At 73.5% G+C, this 23563-nt stretch carries 20 protein-coding genes; 9 read left to right on the top strand and 11 right to left on the bottom strand.

Annotated elements, in window-relative coordinates; genetic code table 11:
* Positions 1–5 precede the first annotated feature (5 nt).
* A complete protein-coding gene (gene pspAA / locus SXIN_RS17975) occupies positions 6–287 on the bottom strand; it encodes a PspA-associated protein PspAA (protein WP_019711829.1) in 282 nt (93 codons plus the stop codon).
* Entirely contained in the window at positions 284–1126 is an 843-nt protein-coding gene (locus tag SXIN_RS17980; RefSeq protein WP_019711828.1) for a PspA/IM30 family protein, read from the bottom strand. The genes pspAA and SXIN_RS17980 overlap by 4 nt, the downstream gene beginning before the upstream one ends.
* 347 nt (positions 1127–1473) lie before the next feature.
* Between SXIN_RS17980 and SXIN_RS17985 the strand changes: the two genes are divergently transcribed.
* The gene (locus tag SXIN_RS17985; RefSeq protein WP_157916304.1) at positions 1474–4137 is read left to right on the top strand and encodes an FUSC family protein; all 2664 of its coding nucleotides are present in this window, start codon (positions 1474–1476) and stop codon (positions 4135–4137) included.
* A gap of 107 nt (positions 4138–4244) precedes the next feature.
* Here SXIN_RS17985 and SXIN_RS17990 read toward each other — a convergent pair whose 3' ends face one another.
* A complete protein-coding gene (locus tag SXIN_RS17990; protein ID WP_238153798.1) occupies positions 4245–5930 on the bottom strand; it encodes a M6 family metalloprotease domain-containing protein in 1686 nt (561 codons plus the stop codon).
* A gap of 418 nt (positions 5931–6348) precedes the next feature.
* Between SXIN_RS17990 and SXIN_RS17995 the strand changes: the two genes are divergently transcribed.
* Entirely contained in the window at positions 6349–6999 is a 651-nt protein-coding gene (locus tag SXIN_RS17995) for a TetR/AcrR family transcriptional regulator (RefSeq protein WP_019711826.1), read from the top strand.
* A 471-nt stretch (positions 7000–7470) separates the two neighbouring features.
* Positions 7471–9027 (top strand): MFS transporter, encoded by a 1557-nt coding sequence (locus SXIN_RS18000; protein WP_019711825.1) that lies wholly within the window; start codon positions 7471–7473, stop codon positions 9025–9027.
* A 316-nt stretch (positions 9028–9343) separates the two neighbouring features.
* On the opposite strand, the gene SXIN_RS18005 is transcribed toward SXIN_RS18000, so the two are convergent.
* On the bottom strand, positions 9344–9847 hold the full coding sequence (locus SXIN_RS18005; RefSeq protein WP_019711824.1) for a MarR family winged helix-turn-helix transcriptional regulator: 504 nt from the start codon (positions 9845–9847) through the stop codon (positions 9344–9346).
* Positions 9848–10079: 232 nt separating this feature from the next.
* On the opposite strand from SXIN_RS18005, the gene SXIN_RS18010 reads away from it, so the two are divergent.
* Entirely contained in the window at positions 10080–10850 is a 771-nt protein-coding gene (locus tag SXIN_RS18010) for a dioxygenase family protein (RefSeq protein WP_039824445.1), read from the top strand.
* 49 nt (positions 10851–10899) lie between these two features.
* Here SXIN_RS18010 and SXIN_RS18015 read toward each other — a convergent pair whose 3' ends face one another.
* On the bottom strand, positions 10900–11448 hold the full coding sequence (locus tag SXIN_RS18015; protein WP_019711822.1) for a GNAT family N-acetyltransferase: 549 nt from the start codon (positions 11446–11448) through the stop codon (positions 10900–10902).
* Between the two features lie 163 nt (positions 11449–11611).
* Here SXIN_RS18015 and SXIN_RS18020 point away from each other — a divergent pair, with 163 nt between their 5' ends.
* The 5 genes from SXIN_RS18020 (at position 11612) to SXIN_RS18040 (ending at position 17111) form a co-directional block, all read left to right on the top strand.
* Positions 11612–12637: a sigma-70 family RNA polymerase sigma factor gene (locus SXIN_RS18020; protein ID WP_019711821.1), complete on the top strand. Its 1026-nt coding sequence runs from the start codon at positions 11612–11614 to the stop codon at positions 12635–12637.
* 269 nt (positions 12638–12906) lie between these two features.
* Positions 12907–13668 carry a DeoR/GlpR family DNA-binding transcription regulator gene (locus tag SXIN_RS18025; RefSeq protein ID WP_019711820.1) on the top strand — a complete coding sequence of 254 codons (762 nt, stop codon included), beginning with the start codon at positions 12907–12909 and terminating at the stop codon, positions 13666–13668.
* A gap of 47 nt (positions 13669–13715) precedes the next feature.
* Positions 13716–14666, top strand: a complete 951-nt coding sequence (gene pfkB / locus SXIN_RS18030; protein WP_019711819.1) for a 1-phosphofructokinase — start codon at positions 13716–13718, stop codon at positions 14664–14666.
* Positions 14667–14723: 57 nt separating this feature from the next.
* On the top strand, positions 14724–16817 hold the full coding sequence (locus SXIN_RS18035; RefSeq protein WP_039824443.1) for a PTS fructose transporter subunit IIABC: 2094 nt from the start codon (positions 14724–14726) through the stop codon (positions 16815–16817).
* Positions 16818–16928: 111 nt separating this feature from the next.
* Complete coding sequence (locus tag SXIN_RS18040; protein ID WP_019711817.1) at positions 16929–17111, top strand: hypothetical protein; 183 nt, start codon at positions 16929–16931, stop codon at positions 17109–17111.
* A 62-nt stretch (positions 17112–17173) separates the two neighbouring features.
* Here the strand turns inward: SXIN_RS18040 and mscL are convergent, their stop codons facing one another.
* From mscL to SXIN_RS18070, 6 genes are all read right to left on the bottom strand, one after another.
* Positions 17174–17659, bottom strand: coding sequence for a large conductance mechanosensitive channel protein MscL (mscL, locus tag SXIN_RS18045; RefSeq protein WP_019711816.1), 486 nt, complete (start codon positions 17657–17659; stop codon positions 17174–17176).
* Positions 17660–17755: 96 nt separating this feature from the next.
* A complete protein-coding gene (locus SXIN_RS18050; RefSeq protein ID WP_019711815.1) occupies positions 17756–17935 on the bottom strand; it encodes a hypothetical protein in 180 nt (59 codons plus the stop codon).
* 791 nt (positions 17936–18726) lie between these two features.
* Entirely contained in the window at positions 18727–19596 is an 870-nt protein-coding gene (locus SXIN_RS18055) for an S-methyl-5'-thioadenosine phosphorylase (protein ID WP_019711814.1), read from the bottom strand.
* 148 nt (positions 19597–19744) lie between these two features.
* Positions 19745–20095, bottom strand: coding sequence for an FmdB family zinc ribbon protein (locus SXIN_RS18060; protein WP_019711813.1), 351 nt, complete (start codon positions 20093–20095; stop codon positions 19745–19747).
* 66 nt (positions 20096–20161) lie between these two features.
* Positions 20162–21583 carry an MFS transporter gene (locus SXIN_RS18065; protein ID WP_019711812.1) on the bottom strand — a complete coding sequence of 474 codons (1422 nt, stop codon included), beginning with the start codon at positions 21581–21583 and terminating at the stop codon, positions 20162–20164.
* A 425-nt stretch (positions 21584–22008) separates the two neighbouring features.
* Entirely contained in the window at positions 22009–23520 is a 1512-nt protein-coding gene (locus SXIN_RS18070; protein ID WP_420341090.1) for a potassium/proton antiporter, read from the bottom strand.
* Between the last annotated feature and the right edge of the window lie 43 nt (positions 23521–23563).

A 23563-nucleotide genomic window follows, 5' to 3' on the forward strand; every position in this document is an offset into this window, starting at 1 on the left:
CGCCATCACCCCGGGATCAGGCCCTCGTCGGTGAGCAGGTCCCGCACCTGGGACAGGCTCGTGTCCTCGTCGGGCAGGACCAGGTCCGAGACGGTGATCATCTCGTCCGGCAGCCGGGTGCCGAGGGTGCGCACCGCCCCCACCAGAGCGGACAGGGCCGCGGTGAACGCTGCCGCGTCGTCCGCCCGCGCCGCCGACTGCAGCGCGGAGTCGAGCCTGTTGAGGCGGTCGAGGTGCTTCTCGTCGATCTCGTACTGGCCCTCGCCGAGAATGCGGGTGATCATCATGTCGCCTCCTCGTCGGGCGGACGGCGGCTCTCCCGGGCTGCCGTGGCGTCCCGGTCCTCCGGGCCCTGGCCCTCCCGGTCCTGGTTCCGCCGGTCCGCCGCGGAGCCGCTTTCGACCGCCGCCGGGCCTCCGGACGAAGCGATCTCCGTCTTCATCCGCGCCAGCTCGGTCTCCACGTCCCCCTCCGCCGTCACGGCGTCGAGTTCGGCCCGGAGATCGTCGCGGCCGGCCGGGAGCGTGGCGTCCTCCAGCGCCCCGGTGGCCATCAGCTCGTCCAGGGCGGCGGAGCGTGCCTGCAACTGCTCGGTCCTGTCCCGGGCGCGCTCCACGGCCAGGCCGACATCGCCCATCTCCTCGCCGATGCCGGTGACCGCCTCGGTGACGCGGCCCTGGGCCTCCGCCGCCGTGTAACGGGCCTTGATGGTCTCCTTGCTCGTGCGGAAGGTGTCGGTCTTCGCCTGGAGACGCTGCGCGGCCAGGGCGAGCTTCTCCTCCTGGGCCTGGAGCGACGCGTGCTCCTCCCGCAGCTCCGTGAGGCGCGAGCCGGTGGCCGTGCGCCGGTCGAGGGCTTCGCGCGCCAGGTCCTCGCGGCCGGCGGCGAGTGCCTGTCCCGCCTGGTCCCGCAGGGTTTCGGCCGACTGCCGCAACCGGTCCGCCTGCTGTTCCACGCGCTTGCGGGCGGCCGCCACATCGGCCAGGCCGCGCCGGACCTTCTGCAGGAGTTCGAGTTGCTGCTGGTAGGAGTAGTCGAGGGTCTCGCGGGGGTCCTCGGCCCGGTCCAGGGCCCGGTTGGCCTTCACCTGGAACAGACCGGCGACACGTTGGGCGATGCTGGGCACGGCGGTCGCCCTCCTCTCCGTTGCCGGGTTTCCGAGTGTCCGGGTCGTGCCGGTGAAAACCAGCCGGGCGGCGCCGGGTCCGGCCGGTGCGCGGAGAGCCGTGGTGCGGGAGAGCCGTGGTGCGGCCGGGCGTCACCCTCAGCCTCCTCCGGCCGGCCGGTGCGCGACAGGGCCGGGTGGTACCCGCTTCGGGAGCCGCCGGACGCCGGACGGCTGTTCGGGACCCCGCGGTACGAAGCCGTGCCCCGGCACCTTCGCAACCGACCGCACAGAGCCGCCGCGACGCGGTGAACGGGCAGGTGGCGGGGGACATGGGAGCGGCCGCCCCGGGTAGGGAAGCGGGCGACATGATCTCCTCAGCTGCTGATGCCGGCGGGCCCGGACCCCGCCGGGACGTGCGCCGCGCGCTGTCGCGGCGCGTACGGCTGCCCCTGCCGGCCTCCGACCCCGGGCTGCTGCGGCTCACGGCCGCACTGCGCACCGTGCTGTCGGTCGGACTGACCCTGGCCGTCCTGGCGCTGCTGGGTGTTCCCCTGCGGATCCAGGTCACCGGCGCCATGGCGGCGCTGATCTCGACCTTCGCGGTCAGTGAGACCCGCCTCCGGGACCAGGCCGTGACGCTCGCGCTCGGGCTGCCGGTCGCGGGCGCGACGGTCGCCGCCGGTACGGCGCTGGCGCCGCACCGGATCGCCGCCGACACCGTCTTCGTCCTGGTCATCTTCGGCGCGGTGTACGTACGGAGGTTCGGGCTGCGGGGCAAGGCGCTCGGGATGATCGCCTTCCAGATGTTCTTCATCGCCCAGTTCGTGCAGGTGGAGGCGGCACGGCTGGCTCAGGTGGGGCTCGCGCTGCTGGTGGCCTTCGGCTGTGGGGCGCTCGTACGGTTCGGGCTGCTGCGCGTGACGCCCGAACAGACACTCGACCTGCTGATGGGTTCCTTCCGCACCCGGCTGCGGCAGGCCGTCGGCGCCATGGCCGCCCTGGCCGAGGCGGCGGAGCGGGACGGACCGGCCGGGGAGTCGAACGGAGCGGCGGTTTCCGGCGGGTCGGCGGCGTCCGGGGAGCCGGCGGTTCCGGCCGCGCCGGCCGGGGGAGGGCCCGACGGCAGCGGCCGGGAGCGCGCCGAGCGACGGCTGCGGCAGCGGATCGTACGCCTGCACGAGGGCGCGCTGATGATCCAGGACCGGCTGGAGGACAGCACGCCCGACGCCTCCACGGCGGAGGCCGTACAGCGGCGCATCGCGGGCATGGAGGTCACCGCCGAGCGGCTGGCCGCCGTCCTGCTGGACGGCGAACGCCCGCCGCACACCCCCCTGGTGACCGTCCGGCTGCGCGAGCTCTACGAGGCCGTCGGCCGGGACTGGCTGCAGAAGCGCACCCCCGTTGGCCTCGCCCATGTACGGGACCGGCTGCTCGGCTACCGCGAGAACGAGAACCTCACCGGGCTCCCCGCGGGCGACCAGGAAGCGCTGCGCGCCATGGGGGAGCTGGCGTTCAGCGTGCTGGGCCTGCGGGTCGCCCTGGGGGCGGCGGACGGCGACGACGAGAACGACAGCCCCCGCACCCGCCAGTACCGCGAGGAGCTGGAGACCGAGGAATTGTCCCGGCGGGCCGAGAGCGGCCTGCGGGCGGAGAGAGGCTCCCGGGCGGAGAGCCGCCCGGACGCGGAGAAGACGCCGGAGGAGCGCGCCTCCGCCGGCGCGCGGCGGCGGGACGGAGACGGAGACCGAGACGGAGACCGAGACGGAGACCGAGACGGAGACGGAGACGGAGGCGCGGAGAGCGAGCCGCCGGAGGACGAGGGGACCGCGGAACCGGGCGGCCTGCGGCGGCCGAGCACCCGTACGGCCTTCCAGGTCACCGTCGGCTCGGCGATGGCCATCGTCGGCGGCGAACTGCTGTCGCCGCAGCGCTGGTACTGGGCCGTGCTCACCTGCTGGGTGGTCTTCCTCGGCACCGCCTCCACGGGCGAGATCCTCGTCAAGGGCTACCGGCGGCTGGCCGGTACGGCCGTCGGCGTGGTGGCGGGCGCCGGGCTCACCGGGCTCGTGGCCGGCCACACCGGTGTGTCCTTCGCGCTGATCCTCTTCTGTGTCTTCGCGGCCTTCTACTTCGCGCCCGTCTCGCACACCCTGACGTCGTTCTTCATGACGGCGATGCTCGGCCTGCTCTTCACCCTCCTCAACACCTACAGCCGGGACATTTTCGTGCTGCGCGTCGAGGAGACCGCGATCGGCGTCGTCTGCGGGCTCACGGCCGCGCTGTTCGTGCTGCCGATCCGGACCGCCGAACACACCGACGAACTCCTCCGCACGGTGCTGGAACGGTTGAGCGATGTGACGCAGGAGGCGGTACGGCGGCTCAGCGGCGAGCGGCCGGGGGTGTCCGGTGGCGCACCGCCGAGCGCCCGGGGCGCCACGGCCGCTCCGGCGGCGCCGGGTGCGGGGGACGGCTCCGGCGCGTCCGCGCCCGCGTCCGTCCCGTCCCTCCCGTCCGCCCCGTCCGGCCATCCCGTCGACCTGCTGGAGGCCGCACGGGAACTCGACGACGCCCTGGACGGCCTGCGGTCCGCCGTGCAGCCGCTGACCCACCCCGTGAGCCCGCTGCGCTCGCGGAGCCAGACCGCCCGCTATGTCGTCGCGCTGCTGGACAGCGCCGCGTACCACGCGCGCGGACTGGCCGCCGTGGCCGAACAGCTGACCGGTGACAGCCGCATCACCCCCGACCCCCGCGTCGCCGCCGCGGCCGGGCGGCTCACGCGCAATCTGCGGACCCTCACCCGGAGCCTGGAGGAGCCCGGGGAACAGCGGGACGAGGCGCTGCTGCCGGGGTCCGACACCCTCACCATCGCGGTCATCGACCATCCCTCCCGCTCACCGGTCGGTTCGCGGGTGGCCCGGCACATCCACCGGCTGGACGAGATCGTCATCGGCCTGGCCGAACCGCTGGGCGTACGGGTGGAGGGTGCGCGGGGTGAGGGGGGCGCGACGGGTGAGGCCGCCGCCGGGTAGTGCGCCGGCCCTGCCCGGGCGGGCGCGGCCCGGCAGGTGTGGCCCGAGCGGCAGCCCGGCAGAGCGGCCCGTGCGGGTGCGGGCGCCGGTCGCTGGGGCGGAGCGGGTCAGGGCCTCGTCACGGTGATCCGGTGGGCGCCGTCCGGCTCCCGGCCGGTGACCTCGACGGCGACGCCCGTCCGCGCGTCCCGGTAGCGCTCGCCGACGCCGAAGGGCGCGTCGGTCAACTCCGCGGCGACATTGGGCAGCCGGGCGCAGCCGCCGCTGCCGGGTGTGCTGTCCCGCACCTCCACGGGGCCCCGGCCGGTCTCCACCCGGGTGTCGACCCAGTAGACCAGCACCCCGGGCTTGCACACCGCCTCGTCGTTGCCGGAGCGGGTGCGGACCTCGATGGCGTAGCCCGTGCTGTCGGTGACCGGTACGTACACCAGTTTGGACTGCCGGGCCTGCCGGGCCTGCCGGATCGGTCCAGTCCGGCGGCTGTGGGACGGGGAGACAGCGGCGGCGGGAGCGTTCCGGTCCGAGGTGTCCGCGGCCGGCCCGGCCGCGGGGTCTCCCGGCCGGTTGCGCCCGTTCCCGGCGCCCGCCCCGTCCGCCTCGTAACCCCCGGCTTCCTCGTGGCCTCCGCCCTCCTCGTCCGCCACGGCCTGCTCGTACCCGTCCGTCCCGCCGTTCCCCGTGCCGTTCCCCCCGGCGTCCCGCTCCCCGAGCGGGCGGATCGTGTGCCGGCTGCGCCCGCTGCCGTTGGCGCACTCGACGTGCCGGTCGTCGTCCAGCCAGCCGAGCTTGCGTTTGTGCCAGCCGAGGAAGTCGTTCCCCGGCCCCCAGTCCTCCGACATCAGATCCCAGTGGCCGGCCTTGTCGCCGCCGCCGTCGTCGGTGTAGAGGTCGGGCAGGCCCAGGGAGTGGGCGTTCTCGTGCGGCAGTACCCGGTACGCGTTGGCCGCCGCCCCCGGTGAACCGTCGTTCTGGCGGCTGTAGATGAACGAGATGCGGTTCAGGGGGACACCGTCGGCCTCGGGGGCGTCGGCGATCCCGGTGAAGCTGACGGACAGCACGGTTTTTGCGGCGGGCGGCCCGGCGTTGGGGGTGACCAGCACGTTGATCAGGTCGTAGCGGCCGAAGTCGATCCGGTCGTCGGCGGTCCGCGCGATGTCCTCGATGAGCCTCCGGTAGCCCGGCTCGTAACCGGCACCGCGTTCGATGCCGTACGAGGAGAACGGGCGCGGCATCCGCAGCCAGCCCCTGACGGGGGTTTCGGCGCGGTAGTCGAGGGCGCCGTAGGAACTGGCCGCGTACCAGTCGGCGGTCGCCGGGAAGAACTCGGCGAAGCGTTCGCGGGCGCTGCCCTCCCCGCGGACGTCCGGGAAGTCGATCATCAGGGTCAGTGCGCGGAGCGTGCCGGTGCTGGGGGCGTGTCCCGGTGGGGTGGGGATCCCCTCGGACATCTGTATGCCCTCGGCGTGGCCCGGGACGCAGGTGGAGCCGGCCCGTGCGAGGGAGGGCGCGCCCGGGCCGGGGTGGGTGACGGGGACGGCGGCCGGCGCTGCCGCCATGGATATGGATACGGAGGTGAGGGCGAGCGCGGCCGTCGTCAGCCGGGTCCGGGGACGGAGCCGGGCCCGGGAGGAGGAGTGCGGCGGGGCCGGTGACGGGGAGACCCGGCTCCCCAAGGGGTGCGCGCCCCCCGCGCGCACGGGGCCCGTGCGGTGGCCGGTGCCGCGGCCCGGGTGGGTGCCGTCGGCCGGGTGGGTACCGCCGGTGGGGCCCGGCCGGGGGACGTCCTGCTGCATACGGCCGCCTTCGTGATCGGGGCGGCCGTCCTGCGCCCCGGCCGCTCGCTGGTGTGATCACCGTGCGCCGAATGCCTGTACGGGCGCACGCGATGGGCGGCCGAACGTGGGGAAACGGTGCTCCGATCGGGGGCCGGGGCGGCCGGGTGTGTTTCCCGGCCGGTGTCCGCCCGGACGAGTGACGGGCATCACATCGCACTGCGAAATAACCGGGGACCGATTCCCCGTTCTGACAGATGTCCGGTGAACCGGGGAGGACTTCCCCGGTTCACGGTCCGGCTGTTCCGCGGATCCCGCGGGAAGGCCGGCAGCCGTGAACACCGAACACGGGACCGAGAACACGGGGACCGGGAACCCGAGTCGGGGAACCGGGAACCCGAGAACCGAGAAGAGCGGGAAGACCGGAAGGAGCGCCGTCGTGAACCCCGTCACCAACCCACCGGTGGGCAAGCCGGAACCACGGCTGCGCGCCGACGCCCTGCGCAACAGGGAACGGATCGTCGCGGCGGCCCGGGAGATGTTCGTGGAACACGGCCCGGACATCTCGCTCGACGAGGTCGCCCGCCGCGCCGGCGTCGGCAATGCGACGCTCTACCGGCACTTCACCGACCGGGTCGAGCTCGTCCGCCGCGTCACCCTCTACGTCACCGACCGTGTCGCCGACGAGGCGGCGGCGGCTCTCGCGGAGGAGGCCGACGGCTTCGACGCGCTGAGCCGCTTCGTCCACGCGGCCGTCGCCGAGCGGGTCGGTGCCCTGTGCCCGCTGCTCGCGGGGGTCGCTCGGGAGGACGGGGAACTGGCCGCGGCGCGCGAGCGGTTGGAGCTGGCGGTCGAAGCGCTGGTGAAGAGCGCCAAGAGCTGCGGCCGGCTGCGGGCCGACGTCGAGATCGGCGATCTCATGGTGGTCCTCACCCAGCTCACCCGTCCGCTGCCCTCCAGCGGATGCCTGGACTTCGACAGCTTCGTCCACCGGCACCTGCAGCTCTTCCTGGACGGGCTCCGGGCCCCGGCCCGCAGCCGGCTCCCCGGCTCCGCCGCCACCTTGGAGGACCTCCGGCAGAGACCCTGACGCCCCGGCGCGCCGGGGGCCGGGACAGGACCGGCAACGGGCCCGGAGCGCAAGAGCCACCGGGCCCGGCCCACGGACCGTGCGATCGCCGGGGTCCGGCCGGCAGGCCACCGATACCACCCGAACCACCGATACCCACCGACCACCGACCACCAGACCGTCCACCCCACCGCGCCCGACCGGCCGGACCACACCACAGCCCACAGACGACCCGCAGCAGGATCCGACGGATCCGGGATTCCGCGCCCCAAGGACCCCGCCGGCCCCACCCGGCGCCGGGCCCGCGGCCGTCCACGCCCGAAAGCGTGCGCTCTTCCGGGAGTGCCCGACGGCCCCGGAGCGTGCCCGGCCTCCCCCCACATGTCCTGCCGGCAGAAGTTCCCTTCCGGGCGCTTCGTCACATCGTCACTTCGCGCACCGTCTTTTCGTCATCGCGTTACTCAGAACTCCGTACCGACAGGGGGACCCGTCATGCCCGACACCGAACAGCGGCAGACACCCGATCCACAGCGCTGGAAGGCGCTGGTCTTCATCGCGCTCGCGCAGCTCATGGTGGTGCTCGACGCGACCATCGTGAACATCGCCCTGCCCTCGGCCCAGGCCGACCTGGGCATATCCGACGGCAACCGGCAGTGGGTCATCACCGCCTACGCCCTGGCGTTCGGCGGGTTGCTGCTCTTCGGCGGCCGGGTCGCCGACCTCTGGGGCCGCCGCCGCACCTTCGTCATCGGCCTCATCGGCTTCGCGGTGGCCTCGGCGCTCGGGGGCGCCGCCGTCAACACGGCCATGATGCTCGGCGCCCGCGCCCTCCAGGGCGTCTTCGGCGCGCTGCTCGCGCCGGCCGCGCTCTCGCTGCTGGCGGTGACGTTCACCGAGGCCCGGGAGCGGGCCAAGGCGTTCGGCATCTACGGCGCCATCGCGGGCGGTGGCGGCGCCATCGGCCTGATCCTCGGCGGACTGCTCACCGAGTACCTGGACTGGCGCTGGACCTTCTACGTCAACATCCCGTTCGCCGTCATCGCCGCCGCGGGCGCGCTCTTCGTCATCAAGGAGCCGGCCGAGGGCCGCAACCCGTCCCGGCTGGACATGCCCGGCGTCTTCCTGGCGACCTCCGGCCTCGTCGCGCTCGTCTACGGATTCACCCGTGCCGAGGCCGACGGCTGGAGCGCCGGACCGACGGTCGGCCTGCTCACCTCGGCGGGCCTGCTCCTCCTGGCCTTCGCCGTCGTCGAGTCCCGGGTGCGCAACCCGCTGCTGCCGCTGCGCGTGGTGACGGAGCGGAACCGGGGCGGCGTCTATCTGTCGCTGGGCCTGGCGATCATCGGGATGTTCGGGCTGTTCCTCTTCCTGACCTACTACCTCCAGGTCGTGAAGGCCTACAGCCCCGTCACCACCGGCCTGGCGTTCCTGCCGATGGTCGCGGGCATGATCACCGGTTCCACGCAGATCGGCGCCCGGCTGATGAACCGGGTCCGGCCACGGCTGCTGATGGCTCCGGGCTTCCTGGTCGCCGCGCTCGGCCTGCTGATCCTGACCCGGATCGACGTCGGAACCCCGTACGCGACCGTGATCCTGCCCGGGCTGGTGCTGATGGGCCTCGGTATGGGCACGGCCTTCATGCCGGCCATGAGCCTCTCCACCTACGGGGTGCAGCCGCAGGACTCGGGCGTCGCCTCCGCCATGGTCAACACCTCGCAGCAGGTCGGCGGCGCGATCGGCACCGCGCTGCTGAACACCGTCGCGGCCAGTGCCACCACGGCGTACGTCACCTCGCACGCGGCGGGTGCCGGATCCGCCGCCGGGGCCGTCGAAGCGCTGCGGCTCCAGGCGATGGTGCACGGCTTCACGACGGCGATCTGGTGGGCGGTGGCCATCCTGGTGCTGGCGGCGGCGGTCGCGTTCACGCTGGTCAACGCCCAGCGGCAGGGCGCGGTGGCGGTCACCCGCCCGGACCGGGACGAGCCGGAGGGCCGGGGCGGCGAGGGGGAGAAGGGCGACGAGCTCACCGTCCCCGTGTTCGCTCACTGAACCGCTGAACCGCTGAACCGCTGAACCGCTGACCCGTGCCGGCTGGAGCACGGTGCGGGGCGGCCGCCGGGGTTGATCCGCGGCCGCCGCCCCGGACCCGCCTGCCGGACCCACCTGCAGGGAAGGACCTCGCTTCGGGGGGAGCGAGGTCCTTCTCGCTGTGCCGTGCTGTTCCCTGCTGTGACTTTCCGTGCCGGACCGCTGCCGCGGCCGCTGCCGTGCCGGACCGCGGCCGCTGCCGTGCCGGACCGTTCCGGCCGCCGCGGCGGTGGAGAGGGCCCTCGGCCACAACCCTCGGCGGAGCCGGGCCCGACCCTCAGCGGAGCCAGGGGAGGTCGGCGTCCGCGCTGTCGGGCTGGAGCCCTTCGGCGACCAGCCGGCAGATCTCCCCGAACTGTTCGACCTGCTGCGGGCTCAGGCGGTCGAACAGCGCGGCCCGTACGGCCGCCACATGGCCCGGTGCCGCGCGCTCCAGTACGGCCTTCCCCTGTTCCGTGAGGACGGCGAACTGGCCCCGCTTGTCGGATGGGCAGCTCTCCCGGCGTACCCACCCGTTGTTCTCCAGCCGCGCTATGGCGTGGGACAGCCGGGAGCGAGTGATCTTGGAGTTACGGGCCAGTTCGGTCATCCGCATCCGGCGTTCCGGTGCCCCGGAGAGCTGGACCAGCAGGCCGTAGTAGACGTGCGGCATCCCCGCGTCGCGCTGCAACTGGCGGTCGAGATGGTCGTCCAGCAGGGCGGTGGCGTGCAGATACGCCTGCCAGGTGCACTGTTCTTCGTCGCTGAGCCAGCGGGGCTCGCCGCCGGGGGCCGTCGTCATGCTCCCACCGTACAGAAGCTTGAAGATTAAATGAAATGGGCGTACGGTGGGGGCTAGAGCTTGAAGTATCAAGTATGTGGGCTGCTCCGGTGAGCCGCCAGCCCGCCCGCCCCGTCAGCCGTCACCGATCGCACGCGCGTCAGCCGCGTCTGCCGCGTCAGCCCGGGAGCCCGCAATGCCCGCCACCGCACCCGCCCCTGTCTCCGCCTCTGCCCCCGCCTCCGGTGAGCGCATGCCCGCCCTTTACCTCAGCCACGGCGCACCGCCGCTGGCCGACGACCCCGTCTGGCCCGGCGAACTCGCCGCCTGGGCCGCCGGGCTGCCGCGGCCCCGCGCGATCCTGATGGTCTCCGCCCACTGGGAGGAGGCCCCGCTCGCCCTGGGTGCCACGGAGACCGTGCCCCTCGTGTACGACTTCTGGGGCTTCCCCGAGCGCTACTACCAGGTCAGCTACGCCGCCCCCGGCGCCCCCGAACTGGCCGAACGCGTCCGCAAGACCCTGCGCACCGCCGGCACCCCGGTCCAGGACGTCCCCGACCGCGGGCTCGACCACGGGGCCTATGTGCCGCTCGCCGAGATGTACCCGGACGCCGGCATACCCGTCCTCCAGATCTCCCTCCCCACCCTCGACCCGGAGCAGCTGCTGCGGATCGGCCGCAAGCTCGCACCTCTGCGCGACGAGGGCGTGCTGATCGTCGGCAGCGGGTTCTTCACCCACAACCTGGCGGCGCTGCGCCACCCGGGCGGCGGGGTCCCGGGCTGGTCGGCCGAGTTCGACGACTGGGGGCGGCGTGCGCTGGACGGCGGTGACGTCGACGCACTGCTCGACTTCCGGCACTCCTCCCCGGCCGGTGAACTCGCCCACCCGCGCACGGAGCACTTCGCCCCGCTCTTCGTCACCCTCGGGGCGGCCGACGCCGCCGGGGACCTCGGCAGCGGGCGCAGCGTGATCGACGGCTTCTGGATGGGGCTGGCGAAGCGCTCGGTGCAGTTCGGCGGCTGAGCCGGGGGAGCCCCGCCCGGGGGCCCGTGGGGCCGGGGCCGGCGGAGCCCTACCCGGTTGCTCCGGACCCGAGCCGCCGCTCGAACCAGGCGACGTCCCAGTACCGGCCGAACTTCCGGCCCGCCTCGTGGAACGTGCCGACCCTGCCGAAGCCGAAGCGTTCGTGCAGTCGTACCGAGGCGGCGTTGGGCAGCGTCACCCCCGCGTAGGCGCGGCGGAGGTCCTGGGTCTCCAGGATGCGGAAGAGCTCCGTGTAGAGACGGGTGCCGACACCCCGGCCGGCGGCGTCCGGGGCGCAGTAGACGGTCACCTCGGCCGAGGTGGCGTAGGCCGCCTTGGGGCGGAAGGGGCTGCTGGTGGCATAGCCGAGAATGCGGCCCCCTCCGCTCCCGGACGCGTCCTCCACGGCAACCAAAAGGCGGTGCGGGCCGTCCTCAGGGTGGGAGAGCAGCCAGGGGCGACGCTGTTCGGCCGTGAAGGGCTCGGTGTCGAACGTGATGGGCGTCTCACGGACGTAGTGGTTGTAGAGGTCCGTCAGCTCGTGGAGATCCCGCTCCCCACCCGGTCTGACCTGTACTTCTGTACGCCGGCTCGCCATTGCTCCCCCATCTGTGGCCGGACAGGGTACTGCATGATCGGGAAAACCAGTGGTCGGCATGGGAATTCTGTCCGGATTGCAGTCGTTGTTCCCATCGGAACGGGCACCCGGTTGGGTGTACGTCCGCCACAGACCGCGACCTACTCATCGTAAGGGAGCACGCATGGCAACCCGTGCCGTCGCCCGTCGTCAGCCCGCCGCCTCCGGTGTGGATGACCGGGCCAACAGTGTTCGCGCCGTAGGCGAGATCGCCGATCGCGACCTGGTCGGCATGTACCTCGACGAGATCGCGCGCACACCCCTGCTCGACGCCGCCAAGGAGGTCGAGCTGTCCCAGGCCATCGAGGCGGGCGTCTACGCCCAGCGGATCCTCGACGGAGACGCCGGCGCGGACGGCGGGACCGCCCGGCCCGAGGTCAACGCCGCCGGGGCGAGCCGCGAAGAGCTGGAGGCGATCGCCGCCCAGGGCGAGCGCGCCAAGGACGTCTTCATCCGCTCCAACCTCCGGCTCGTCGTCGCCGTGGCGCGCCGCTACCCGCGCAGCGGGCTCCCTCTGCTCGACCTCATCCAGGAGGGCAACGCCGGCCTGGTGCGCGCGGTCGAGAAGTTCGACTACACCAAGGGCTTCAAGTTCTCCACGTATGCCACGTGGTGGATCCGGCAGGCCATCACCCGTTCCATCGCGGACCAGTCCCGGACCATCCGGCTCCCGGTCCACCTGGTCGAGGAGCTGGGCCGTATCCGGCGCGTGCAGCGGGAGTTCAACCGCGAGCACGGCCGCGAGCCGGACCACGCCGAGATCGCCAAGGAGCTGGGCTCCAAGACCGAGCGGGTCACCGATGTGCTCGACTGGGCCCGCGATCCGGTCAGCCTCAACATGTCCGTGGACGACGAGGGCGAGACCCAGTTCGGCGACCTGCTGGAGGACACCTCCGCGGCCTCGCCCGAGCAGTCCGTGATGATCATGCTCCGCCGTGAGGAGCTGGACGACCTGATCGGCAAGCTCGACGACCGCACCGCGTCGATCATCAAGATGCGGTACGGCATCGACGACGGCAAAGAGCGCACGCTCACCGAGGTCGGCAAGCAGCACGGCCTCACCCGCGAGCGGATCCGGCAGATCGAGAAGCACGCCCTGCTGGAACTCAAGAAGATGGCCCGCGACACGGGCTTCGACGCGGCGGCCTGACCGCCGCCTGCCGGCGGCGGGAACGGCCCGCTCCGCCGCCCCACCGCGCAGAGCCCCGGCGCCACCAGGCGACCGGGGCTCTGCGCGTGCCGTGCCACCGTCCCGGAGGCCCCCTGGACACCGGGACGGCTCCACGGGCGCTCCGTCCGCGCGCCCTCCCTGATACCCGTTCCTGCCCGAGTGTGCCCGAACATGTTTACTTCTTCCTGTTCCAGTCGTAGCCTGCCGGTGAAACCACACGATCGGGCAGCGAACGGACGTCAACCACCATGTACGCACCGGAGCGTCAGCAGGAGATCCTGCGGCTCGCCCGCGAGAGGGGCCGGGTCGACGTGCTCTCCCTCGCCGAGGAGTTCGACGTCACCGCGGAGACCGTCCGCCGCGACCTGAAGGCGCTCGACCGGGCGGGGCTGCTGCGCCGGGTGCACGGCGGGGCCATCCCGGCGGGACGGCTCGACTTCGAGCCGGGCCTCGCCGAGCGCGACACCGTGGCGGCCGCCGAGAAGGACCGCATCGTGCGCGCCGCCCTCGCCGAACTGCCAGCCGAGGGCAGCGTCATCATCGACGCCGGGACGACCACCGCCCGCCTCGCCGCGGCCATCCCTGCGGAGTCCCCGCTCACCGTCGTCACCCACGCGCTGCCGGTCGCCACCCGGCTCGCCGACCACCCCGGGATCGCCCTCCATCTCGTCGGCGGCCGGGTGCGGCACCGCACGCGCGCCGCGGTCGACGCCTGGGCCCTGCGCGCCTACGGGGAGTTGACGGCGGACGTGCTTTTCCTCGCCACCAACGGGTTCTCCCCCGAGGGCGGCCTGACCACCCCCGACCTCGCCGAAGCGGCGGTCAAGCGGGCGGCGATCGCGGCTGCCCGGCGCGTGGTGCTCCTGGCCGACTCCGGGAAGTGCGGCCAGGAACACTTCGCCCGCTTCGGGGACCTCTCCGACGCGGACCTGCTCGTCACCGACACCGGACTGGACCCCGAGACCGCGCTCGCCATCGAGCGGCGCGGCACGGAGGTGATCCGCGCATGAACCCCGATATGAACCCCACGGCGGCTCCCCGCGCAGGGAGGCCGCGCATGATCCTCACCATCACCCCCAACCCCAGCCTGGACCGGACCTATGAGGTGCCCACCCTGGTCCGCGGCGCGGTGCTGCGCGCCACCGCCGACCGGATGGACCCGGGCGGCAAGGGCGTCAACGTCTCCCGCGCCATTGCCGCCGCCGGAGGCCGCACGGTGGCCGTCATGCCTCTCGGCGGGCCTGCCGGCGCCGTGGTCGCGGACCTGCTGCGGAACGAGGGCATTCCGGTGGCCGGGGTGCCGGTCCTGGGGCCGACCCGGTCGAACATCTCCGTCGTGGAGTCCGACTCCACCCTCACCAAGATCAATGCCGCCGGTCCGGAACTCTCCGCCGCAGAGGCGGAAGCACTGCTGGAAAAGGTGCGTGAGTACGCCGCCGGCGCCTCGTGGATCGCCTGCTGCGGCAGCCTGCCCCGTGGGCTCCCGCTCTCGTGGTACGCCGAACTGGTCGACCGCGCGCACCGGGCGGGCACCCGGATCGCCCTGGACACCTCCGGACCGGCCCTCACCGCCGCGCTCGGTGCCCGGCCCGATGTCGTCAAACCGAATGCCGCGGAACTGGCCGAGGCGGTGGGGCGCCCTCTCCTGAGCGTCGGCGACGCGGTGGAGGCGGCACGGGAACTGCGAGACCGGGGCGCCCGCGCCGTCCTCGCCAGCCTGGGCGCGGACGGGCAACTGCTGGTGGACGGCTCCGGAGCGCGCTACGGCAGCGCCCGGGTCACCACCGTCCGCAGCAACGTGGGGGCCGGTGACGCCTCCCTGGCCGGCTTCCTCGGCGCGGGCGGTGAGGGACCCGCGGCTCTCGCCGCGGCACTCGCCCACGGCGCCGCCGCCGTCGGGCTGCCCGGCAGTGTCATGCCGTCCCCCGCCGACCTGGACCCCTCCGCGGTCAGGACGACCGGCGAGCCGCCCCTCGACCGTCCGCTGACGGAGCCGGGCCACCCGTGAACCACCCCCCACGTCCCCGAGCCGCCTCCCGGCGGTGTGTGAGCAATGGAGCGCGAGATGAGTGAGTTGATCACCGAAGATCTGGTTGACCTCCAACTGTCCGCCGGCACCAGGGCCGCGGCCGCCCGGGCCCTCGCCGAGCGAATGGCCGCTGCCGGACGCGTCACCGACCTCGACGGTTTTCTCGCCGACGTCGCCGCCCGGGAGGAACAGATGCCGACCGGCCTGGAAGGCGGCATCGGCATACCCCACTGCCGCAGCGCCCATGTCACCGAGCCCACCCTGGCCTTCGGGCGCAGCGAGGCCGGTGTCGACTTCGGCGCGGCCGACGGGCCCGCCGACCTCGTCTTCCTCATCGCGGCCCCGGCCGGCGGCGACGCCGACCATCTGTCGATCCTCTCCACGCTGGCCCGGCGCCTCATGGACGACTCCTTCACGGGTGCGCTCCGCACGGCGGAGAATCCGGCCGGGGCCGCGGCCCTGATCCGCGGTGACCAGCCGCCCCCGGACACCGCCACCGCTGGCGACGCGGAACCGTCCGACACTGAACCGGCCGCGGCAGGGCCGGGCCCGTCCGGTCCCGCGGCGGCGGGCACCACCCCGGACACGGATGCCGGCAAGGACGCCACTCGCACGGACAGGGAGGCCGCACCGGCCGCTCGCCCCTTCCGTATCGTCGCCGTCACCTCCTGCCCGACCGGCATCGCGCACACCTATATGGCGGCAGAGTCGCTCGAACAGGCAGGCAGAGAAGCCGGGGTGGAACTGGTGACGGAGACGCAGGGCTCCGCCGGGTTCCGCAGACTGGACCCGGCGGTGATCGCCGCCGCCGACGCCGTGATCTTCGCGCACGACGTGGAGGTCCGGGAGAAGGCCCGCTTCGCGGGGAAGCCGACCGTCGACACCGGCGTGAAGGCCGCCATCAACCGCCCCGCCCAACTCATCGCCGAGGCCCGGGCCAAGGCCCGGCGCGGTGAGACCACGGCCCCCGCCGGACCGGGTACGGCAGCCGCCGACGCCACCGGCGAGGACCAGGGGGAGGGGTTCGGCTCGCAGCTGCGCCGCTATCTCATGAGCGGTGTCAGCTACATGGTGCCGTTCGTCGCCGCCGGCGGACTCCTCATCGCCCTCTCCTTCGCGCTCGGTGGCTACGACATCACTGAGGCGAAGCCGGTCACCGAGCACTTCGTCTGGACGGAGGTGGCGAGCTGGGCCGCCCTGCTCCTCCAGATCGGCAGTGCCGCCTTCGGCTTCCTGGTGCCGGTGCTGGCCGGGTACATCGCCTATGGCATGGCCGACCGGCCGGGGCTCGTCCCCGGTTTCGTAGGCGGAGCCATCGCGGTCACCGTCGAGGCCGGCTTCCTCGGCGGTCTGGTCGCCGGTCTGCTCGCGGGCACGGTGGTCCGCGGCATCCAGCGGGCCCGGATCCCCGCGGCCCTGCGCGGGATCATGCCCGTGCTGGTGATTCCCCTGCTCGGGTCCGCGGCTGTCGGCTTCCTCATGTTCGTGGTGATCGGTGAGCCCGTTGCCGCGCTCCAGCGGGGGCTCACCGGGTGGCTCGGCGACCTCTCCGGCTCCAACGCCATCATCCTGGGAGCCGTCCTCGGCCTGATGATGTGCTTCGACCTCGGCGGACCGCTCAACAAGGTCGCGTACACCTTCGCCGTCGGCGGGCTCGCCGACGCCAACAGCGGGAGCCTCAAGGTCATGGCCGCGGTGATGGCGGCCGGCATGGTCCCGCCGCTGGCGATGGCGCTCGCCACGGCCCTCCGGAGCAGGCTCTTCACCACCGCCGAACGGGAGAACGGCAAGGCGGCCTGGGTGCTGGGCGCTTCCTTCATCACGGAGGGCGCCATCCCGTTCGCCGCGGCGGACCCGCTGCGGGTGATCCCCTCCGTGATGGCGGGCGGCGCGCTCACCGGTGCGCTCTCGATGGCGTTCGGCGCCACCCTGCGGGCGCCGCACGGCGGTGTGTTCGTGGTCCCGCTGATCAGCGGACCCCTGCTCTACCTGGTGGCCATCGCCGCCGGTACGGCCCTCGCGACCGGGCTGGTGGTGCTCCTCAAGGAGATACGGGACCGGACGTCCGGCGCCCCGGAGCACACCGCGCCGGGCGGGACGGCACAGCAGGTCGAGGCCGCCACGGGCTGAGCGGAAGACCGCTGTGAGAAGGGCGGCGGGGAGCCCGTGCCGGACGGAGGAAGGACGGGCAGGACGGGGCGCGCGGGGCCTGCGGGAAGGGCGGAGCCGTACTCTGGACGGATGAGCACCCCCGCACCCGGTCCCGCGCCCCGCGACCCGGCCGACTCCCTCGTCTTCGACGACCCGCTCGCCCAGCCGTCCGCCGACGACACCGACAGCGGCTGGGGCGAGCGGCCGGCGGGCGGAGACAGCGCCGCCGACCTCGCCCGGTTCCTGGACGAGAAGCCGCCGCACCACATCTGAGACCCTCGCCGGCCCCACCCGCTCCGCCGTTACGGAGCTGATGCCGCGCCCGCGGACGCCCGCTACTTCGGGCCGGGAACCCGCGGACTCGGGCCGCCCCGCTGAGCGACCAGCTCGTCGCGGATCTCCCGCAGCAGCACGATCTCGACGGCCTCCGCCTCGGCCTGCCGCTCCTCCGCGACCTTCTGCCGGGCCGCCTTCCGGGCGAGGAACTTCGCCATCGGCAGCACCATGAGGAAGTAGACGACCGCCGCGGTGATCAGGAAGCTCAGCGTGGCGCTGAGCACGGAGCCCCACATGATCGGGATGCCCCGGACGATCTCCCCCGCCTGGTTGGTCTCGCAGGGCCCGTCGAGGCAGGAGCGGTACCGGTCGAGATCCTTCGTGCCGAAGGCTCCCACCACGGGATTGATGAGCCCCTTCACCACCGAGTTGACCACGTTGGTGAACGCGGTGCCGATGACGACCGCGACCGCCAGGTCGATGACGTTCCCGCGCATGAGGAAGGCCTTGAAGCCCTCCCACACATTCTGCTTGTCCTCGCTCAAGGAGGGTCTTTCCCTTCGATGAATCGGAACCAGGTGGTCCGGGCCGATGCGACGGCCATCGTGGACGGGGCGGGGACATGCTGTCCAGCCGGGAGTTCATCGCTCGGTGAGCGTGCCGAGGGCGGGCACCGAGAGCGCCGCCGCCAGCGCCACGGCGGCCGGCCAGCCGCGCCGAACGGTGCTCCGCGTCCACCACCGCCCACCGCCGAGCCGCAGCGGCCCGAACTGGGGCACCTGCCGGGGCGGGAGGACCGGCCGCGGGGGACCGACCGGCACCGTGCCGCTCCACTCCCGTCCGGCGGGGTTCCACCCCCGCCCCTGCCCTTCCCCGAGCTCCTGCCCGGGCCCGGAAAGGGCCGGGCTGCCCGCACGCCCGCTTCCGGCCGCGCCCCCGCCCCCGTCCGCCCGGACACCGCCGCACCGGAGAGCGCCACCGGCCACGTCGGTCGCGACAGCCCCGCCCGCCCGCGAGGCTCCGGCCGGGCGACGGGGCCGGGCAGCCGGCCGGGCATCGGGGTACGGGTCCACGCGGCACGGATCTCCCGCGCGCGGGTCCTCCGGATACGGACTTCCCGGGTACGGATCTCCGGGACGACGGGCCCCGGGCCGGTGGTGCGGCCCCGGCCACGGGGGCAGCAGCCCCTGGTCCGGGCCTCCGGGCGGCGCGACGGGCTGCCTCGCGACGGGCTGCCCGGTGATGGGCTGCCCGAGAATGGAGGCGCGCTGGGACAGGGGAAGAGCCCCGGACAGGACGAGGTGTTCGGGGCTACCGGTGTTCGCGGACATGAGGGTCACCACCTGCGGTGAAGAGGGCCGGATGCGTTTCCGCCCTCACGATGCCCCCGTTTCTCCCGCGCCGCCGGAGCCTGTGGACAACCGACGGGTTGTGGACAACCCGCTCACCCACAGGCACCCCACCAGTCGCTGAGGCACAGCTACCGCTCCTGCCGGGGCCCGAGGACGGGCCCCGGCAGGAGCAAGAGCCGCGTGTCGTCCGCCCAGAGCCCTCCGCAGCCTCCGGAGCCCCCTGCGGAGGCCCGGACGCGGGGCCCGTGAGCCCCGCGCCGTCAGGGCAGCGTGATCCCCGTGTCCAGGCCGCTCAGCGCCGTCGTGCACAGGCAGTCCCGCGCCCCGGTCTCCGGCAGGGCCTCGACGGCGTCGAAGATCAGCGGCCGCAGCCGCCCGATGTTCTTGGCGAACACCGCCATGACCTCCGTGTGGGAGACGCCCTCCCCCGTCTCGGCACCCGCGTCCAGGTCGGTGACGAGGGCGATCGACGTGTAGCAGAGGCCCAGTTCACGGGCGAGTACGGTCTCCGGGTGGCCGGTCATGCCGACCACGGACCACCCCTGCGCCGCATGCCAGCGCGATTCGGCGCGGGTGGAGAAGCGGGGCCCCTCGACGACCACGAGCGTTCCGCCGTCGACCGGCTCCCAGTCGCGCCCGCGCGCCGCCGCGAGGGCCGCCTTCCGCCCGGCCGGGCAGTAGGGGTCGGCGAAGGTGACGTGGACGACGTTGGGCACCGAGCCGTCCGGCAGGGCCTCGCCGTCGAAGTACGTCTGGATCCGGGACTTCGTCCGGTCCACGAGCTGGTCCGGTACGAGGAGCGTGCCGGGGCCGTACTCTTCGCGCAGTCCGCCCACCGCGCACGGCGCCAGTACCTGGCGGACACCCGCCGAGCGCAGGGCCCAGAGATTCGCCCGGTAGTTGATGCGGTGCGGCGGCAGATGGTGCTTGCGCCCGTGCCGGGGGAGGAAGGCCACGCTCCGGCCGGCTATCTCGCCGAGGAACAGGGAGTCGCTGGGGGCTCCGTAGGGGGTGTCGACGGTGATCTCGGTCACGTCGTCGAGGAGGGAGTAGAAACCCGACCCGCCGATGACGCCGATCTCCGCCAGGGGTCCGGTCCTGTCCGCGTGTGTGCTGCTGGTCTCGGCCATGCCCGTTACCTTAAGGCCGCGCGGCGGCGCCGGTTCCGCCGTCCTTCACGAAGGGGCGGTGACCGGCGTGCACACGGGCGGAACGCGGCGGAAGCCGGGCGGGCGCCGGCCGGGCTCGGAGCAGACCCGTACGGACGCCGAGCGGGCCTCAGGCGGCCGACGAGCCGGCGGAACCGCCGGACGACGACGCCGCGGAGGACGACGTGGAACCGGACGAGCCGGAGCCGGGGGACGAGCCGGAGCCCGAACCCGATCCCGTGGACGACGAGCCGCTGTCGCTCTTCGCCTTCGACGAGGAGGAGGTACTGCTGGACGACGACGCGCCCCGGCTGTCGGTCCGGTAGAAACCGGAGCCCTTGAAGACGACACCGACCGCGGAGAACACCTTGCGCAGGCGCCCCTCGCACGCGGGGCACTCGGTGAGCGCCTCGTCGGTGAACTTCTGCACCGCTTCGAGGCCCTCGCCGCATTCGGTGCACTGGTACTGGTAGGTCGGCACTTGCTCCTCCTGGCACTCTCACTCATTGAGTGCTAACGACGCTCCATCTTGCAGCATTCCGTGGTCTCAGTCCACCGGAGCCGCCCGACGGTGATCCACCCCACGTGCCACCACCCGCCCCGGCAGGGCCGGTTCGAGCCGGGTCCGCAGGGCCACCGCCACCAGCAGGGCGAGCCCCGTGCCGGCCAGCGGCACGGTGAATCCCGCCTGCGCACCGAAGCCGTCGGCCAGCCGCCCGGACGCCGTGGCCGCCAGGGCCTGCCCCAGGGCCACCGCTCCGGTCAGCCAGGTGAACGCCTCCGTCCGCGCGGTCGCCGGAACGATGGACTCCACCAGGGTGTAGCCGGTGACCAGAGCCGGGGCGATGCACAGCCCGACCAGCAGCCCGAGCGCCCCCACGGCGACGGCCGAGTCCACCGCCCACAGCGGTGACGTCGCGAGCGCCAGCGCCGTGTACGCGATCAGGAGCCGCCGGTGCGCCGGCCGGCGCCAGGCGACGGCACCGGAGACGGCGCCCGCGAGCATGTTGCCTCCCGCGAAGACGCCGTACAGCGCTCCGTTGAGACCGGGGTGGCCGATCTCCTCCGTGAAGGCCGTGAGCGAGACCTGCATGCCTCCGAACACGGATCCGATCCCGAGGAACAGCACCGCCAGCACCCGGACACCCGGCACCGACAGGGCGGAGGCGGGACGGGCCGCACGCCGCTCCGAACGGACCGCCGGTCCGGCGGCACCACGGCTGAACCCGGCCGCGTGCCGCACGGAAGGCTGAGTACGCCGCTGCGCCGCGAAGAGCAGGCCGCCCAGGAACGTCAAGGTGCCCTCGGCGGCCAGACCGGCGGCCGGGTGGACACCGATGCACAGCGCTGTGGCCAGCACCGGACCGATGACGAAGGTCAGCTCGTCCGTCACGGATTCGAACGCGGCAGCCGTCGCCAGCAGCGGCGAGGGCCCCCCGCGCCCGCCGCCGGGCCCGCCGTGCGCGGTATCCGAAGTATCCGAAGTATCCGAGGCGCCCGAAGCATCGGAAGCGCCCGAGCCGCCCGTGTCACCGCTGAGCAGCGCGGCCCACCGGGCCCGCACCATCGGGCTCACCTGGGGCACCGAGGCACCCGCCGGGACGGCGGACGCGAACAGCGCCCACAGGGGTGCGTCCAGCAGCGCGAGAGCCGTCAGGAGGGCCACCGCGGCGGTGTGGAGCAGCACGCCCGGGACGAGCACCGCGGCCTGGCCCCAGCGGTCGGCGAGCCTGCCGCTCTGCGGCGCGAACAGGGCCATGGAGACGCCGGTGGCCGCCGCTACCGCGCCCGCCGTGCCGTAGGACCCGGTCGTGTGTTCCACCAGCAGCACGATGCTCAGCGTCAGCATCGCGAACGGCTGCCGCGCCGCGAAGCCGGGGAGCAGGAACGTCCATGCCCCGGGAGTGCGCAGCAGCGATCCGTAACCGGGACGGCGCCCGCCGGAGCTCTTGGTGACCGTGGCTGCCACGGCCGTACCTTTCTGCCGCCTGGTAGCGCACCGCGGCTCGGGGGCCGCCGTGTGCGCCGAGAGCTGTCCTCTCGCGCAGCACCGGGGTAGATACCGGGTCCGCACCCCAGGAGGACAGGGATGTCAGGGGACCGAGGCCGCCGTACGGTCGCGCCAGCTCTGCGTCAGGCAGGGTGGTGTGTCGGTTGCCCGGTCATCGTACAAGGCGGCCGCCGGGTGCGCCGGACGTCAGTACGAGGGGAAGGGCCGCCACCGGTGCGGACCAGGAGGGAAGGGGCCGGCCACCGGTACGGACAAGGGCGCGCGAGCCCGGACACGGCAGCCCGAGCACGGCAGCCCGAGCACGGCGGCACGGATGCGGCAACGCGACCACGGAGAGCGCGCACGGCCTCGAACCGCGGCCCGCCCCGGCCGCCCAGCCCCGCTCAGCCCGTACCCGTCCCCAGCCATCCCGCGAGCTTGCCGCCCCGGGCCACCGCCCGCAGCCGCTTCTCCGCGGTGTCCCGCACCGGGTCGGTGGCGACGACCAGGAGCTCGTCCCCGCGGCGCAGCACGGTCGTCGGGTCCGGGACGAAGCTCTCGCCGTCCCGGACGACGAGGGTGACCGCCGCCCCCGGCGGCAGCCGCAGCTCGCCGACCTCCACGCCGTGCATCCGGGAGTGCTCGGCGACCGTGGTCGACAGCAGATGCCCGCGCAGCCGCTCCAGCGGGGCCGACTCGATGCCGAGGTCCGCCGCCGCCTCGGGGTCCCGGAGCCGCAGCCACCGGGCGACCCAGGGGAGTGTCGGGCCCTGGAGCAGGGTGTAGACGATCACCAGCAGGAAGACGATGTTGAACAGCCGTCCGCTTCCGCGTACCCCGGCCACCATCGGGATGGTGGCGAAGACGATCGGCACCGCGCCGCGCAGTCCGGCCCAGGAGAGCAGGGCCTGTTCCCGCCACGGCATCCGGAACGGCAGGCAGCTGAGGAGGACGGACAGTGGCCGGGCGACCAGGGTCAGCACCAGCCCGACGACCACCGCGGGCCAGATGTCGTCCACCAGTTCGTGCGGGGTGACCAGCAGGCCGAGCAGGATGAACATGCCGATCTGGGCCAGCCACCCGAGCCCGTCCGCGAAACCGCGGGTCGCCGGCGCGTGCGGCAGTCTCGCGTTGCCGAGGACCAGCGAGGCGAGATAGACGGCGAGGAAGCCGCTGCCGTGCGCCAGGGCGCCGGCCGCGTAGGCGGTGACGGCGATCGCCATCACGGCGATCGGGTAGAGGCCGGAGGCGGGCAGGGCGACGTGCCGCAGGGCGAGCGCGCCAAGCCAGCCGACCGCCAGGCCGATGGCCGCGCCGATGGCCAGTTCGAGGAGGATCTTCCCGATCAGCAGGTACCAGGCGTCGATCGGGCCGGTGGTGGCGAAGGCGACGACCAGGATGACCACGGGCGCGTCGTTGAAGCCGGACTCCGCCTCCAGCGCGCCGGTCAGCCGGGACGGCAGCGGCACTCTGCGCAGGACGGAGAAGACGGCCGCCGCGTCGGTGGAGGACACCACCGCGCCGATGATGAGCGACTGCCGCCAGTCCAGGCCGACGAGGTAGTGCGCACCGGCGGCGGTGATCCCCACGCTGGCGGCGACGCCGATGGTGGAGAGCGCGGCGCCCACCGGCAGCGCCGGTCTGATCTCGTGCCACGCGGTCCCGAGACCGCCCTCCGCGAGGATCACGACCAGGGCGGCATAGCCGATCACCTGGGTCAGTTCGGGATCGCTGAAGTCGATCCCGATCCCGTCGGTGCCGATCGCGACGCCGATGCCGAGGTAGACGAGCAGGCTGGGAAGCCCGGACCGCGAGGAGACCCGTACCGCCGCCACCGCGACGAGCAGCAGGACGGAACCGAGCAGCATGAGTTCATTCAGCTGATGGATAGTCAGGGGCCTGGACCCTTCCGTGATGTATCGGACGGTTTGTCCCGTGCGGGCGACCGGAACTTCATTG

The organism is Streptomyces xinghaiensis S187 (genome assembly GCF_000220705.2).
In the GTDB taxonomy this organism is placed as follows: domain Bacteria; phylum Actinomycetota; class Actinomycetes; order Streptomycetales; family Streptomycetaceae; genus Streptomyces; species Streptomyces xinghaiensis.

Coding starts and splice junctions, on each gene's coding strand:
- pspAA (WP_019711829.1), bottom strand. CDS start 287: ATGATGATCACCCGCATTCTCGGCGAGGGCCAGTACGAGATCGACGAG.
- SXIN_RS17985 (WP_157916304.1), top strand. CDS start 1,474: ATGATCTCCTCAGCTGCTGATGCCGGCGGGCCCGGACCCCGCCGGGAC.
- SXIN_RS17990 (WP_238153798.1), bottom strand. CDS start 5,930: ATGCAGCAGGACGTCCCCCGGCCGGGCCCCACCGGCGGTACCCACCCG.
- SXIN_RS18000 (WP_019711825.1), top strand. CDS start 7,471: ATGCCCGACACCGAACAGCGGCAGACACCCGATCCACAGCGCTGGAAG.
- SXIN_RS18005 (WP_019711824.1), bottom strand. CDS start 9,847: ATGACGACGGCCCCCGGCGGCGAGCCCCGCTGGCTCAGCGACGAAGAA.
- SXIN_RS18010 (WP_039824445.1), top strand. CDS start 10,080: ATGCCCGCCCTTTACCTCAGCCACGGCGCACCGCCGCTGGCCGACGAC.
- SXIN_RS18015 (WP_019711822.1), bottom strand. CDS start 11,448: ATGGCGAGCCGGCGTACAGAAGTACAGGTCAGACCGGGTGGGGAGCGG.
- SXIN_RS18020 (WP_019711821.1), top strand. CDS start 11,612: ATGGCAACCCGTGCCGTCGCCCGTCGTCAGCCCGCCGCCTCCGGTGTG.
- SXIN_RS18025 (WP_019711820.1), top strand. CDS start 12,907: ATGTACGCACCGGAGCGTCAGCAGGAGATCCTGCGGCTCGCCCGCGAG.
- pfkB (WP_019711819.1), top strand. CDS start 13,716: ATGATCCTCACCATCACCCCCAACCCCAGCCTGGACCGGACCTATGAG.
- SXIN_RS18035 (WP_039824443.1), top strand. CDS start 14,724: ATGAGTGAGTTGATCACCGAAGATCTGGTTGACCTCCAACTGTCCGCC.
- SXIN_RS18040 (WP_019711817.1), top strand. CDS start 16,929: ATGAGCACCCCCGCACCCGGTCCCGCGCCCCGCGACCCGGCCGACTCC.
- SXIN_RS18055 (WP_019711814.1), bottom strand. CDS start 19,596: ATGGCCGAGACCAGCAGCACACACGCGGACAGGACCGGACCCCTGGCG.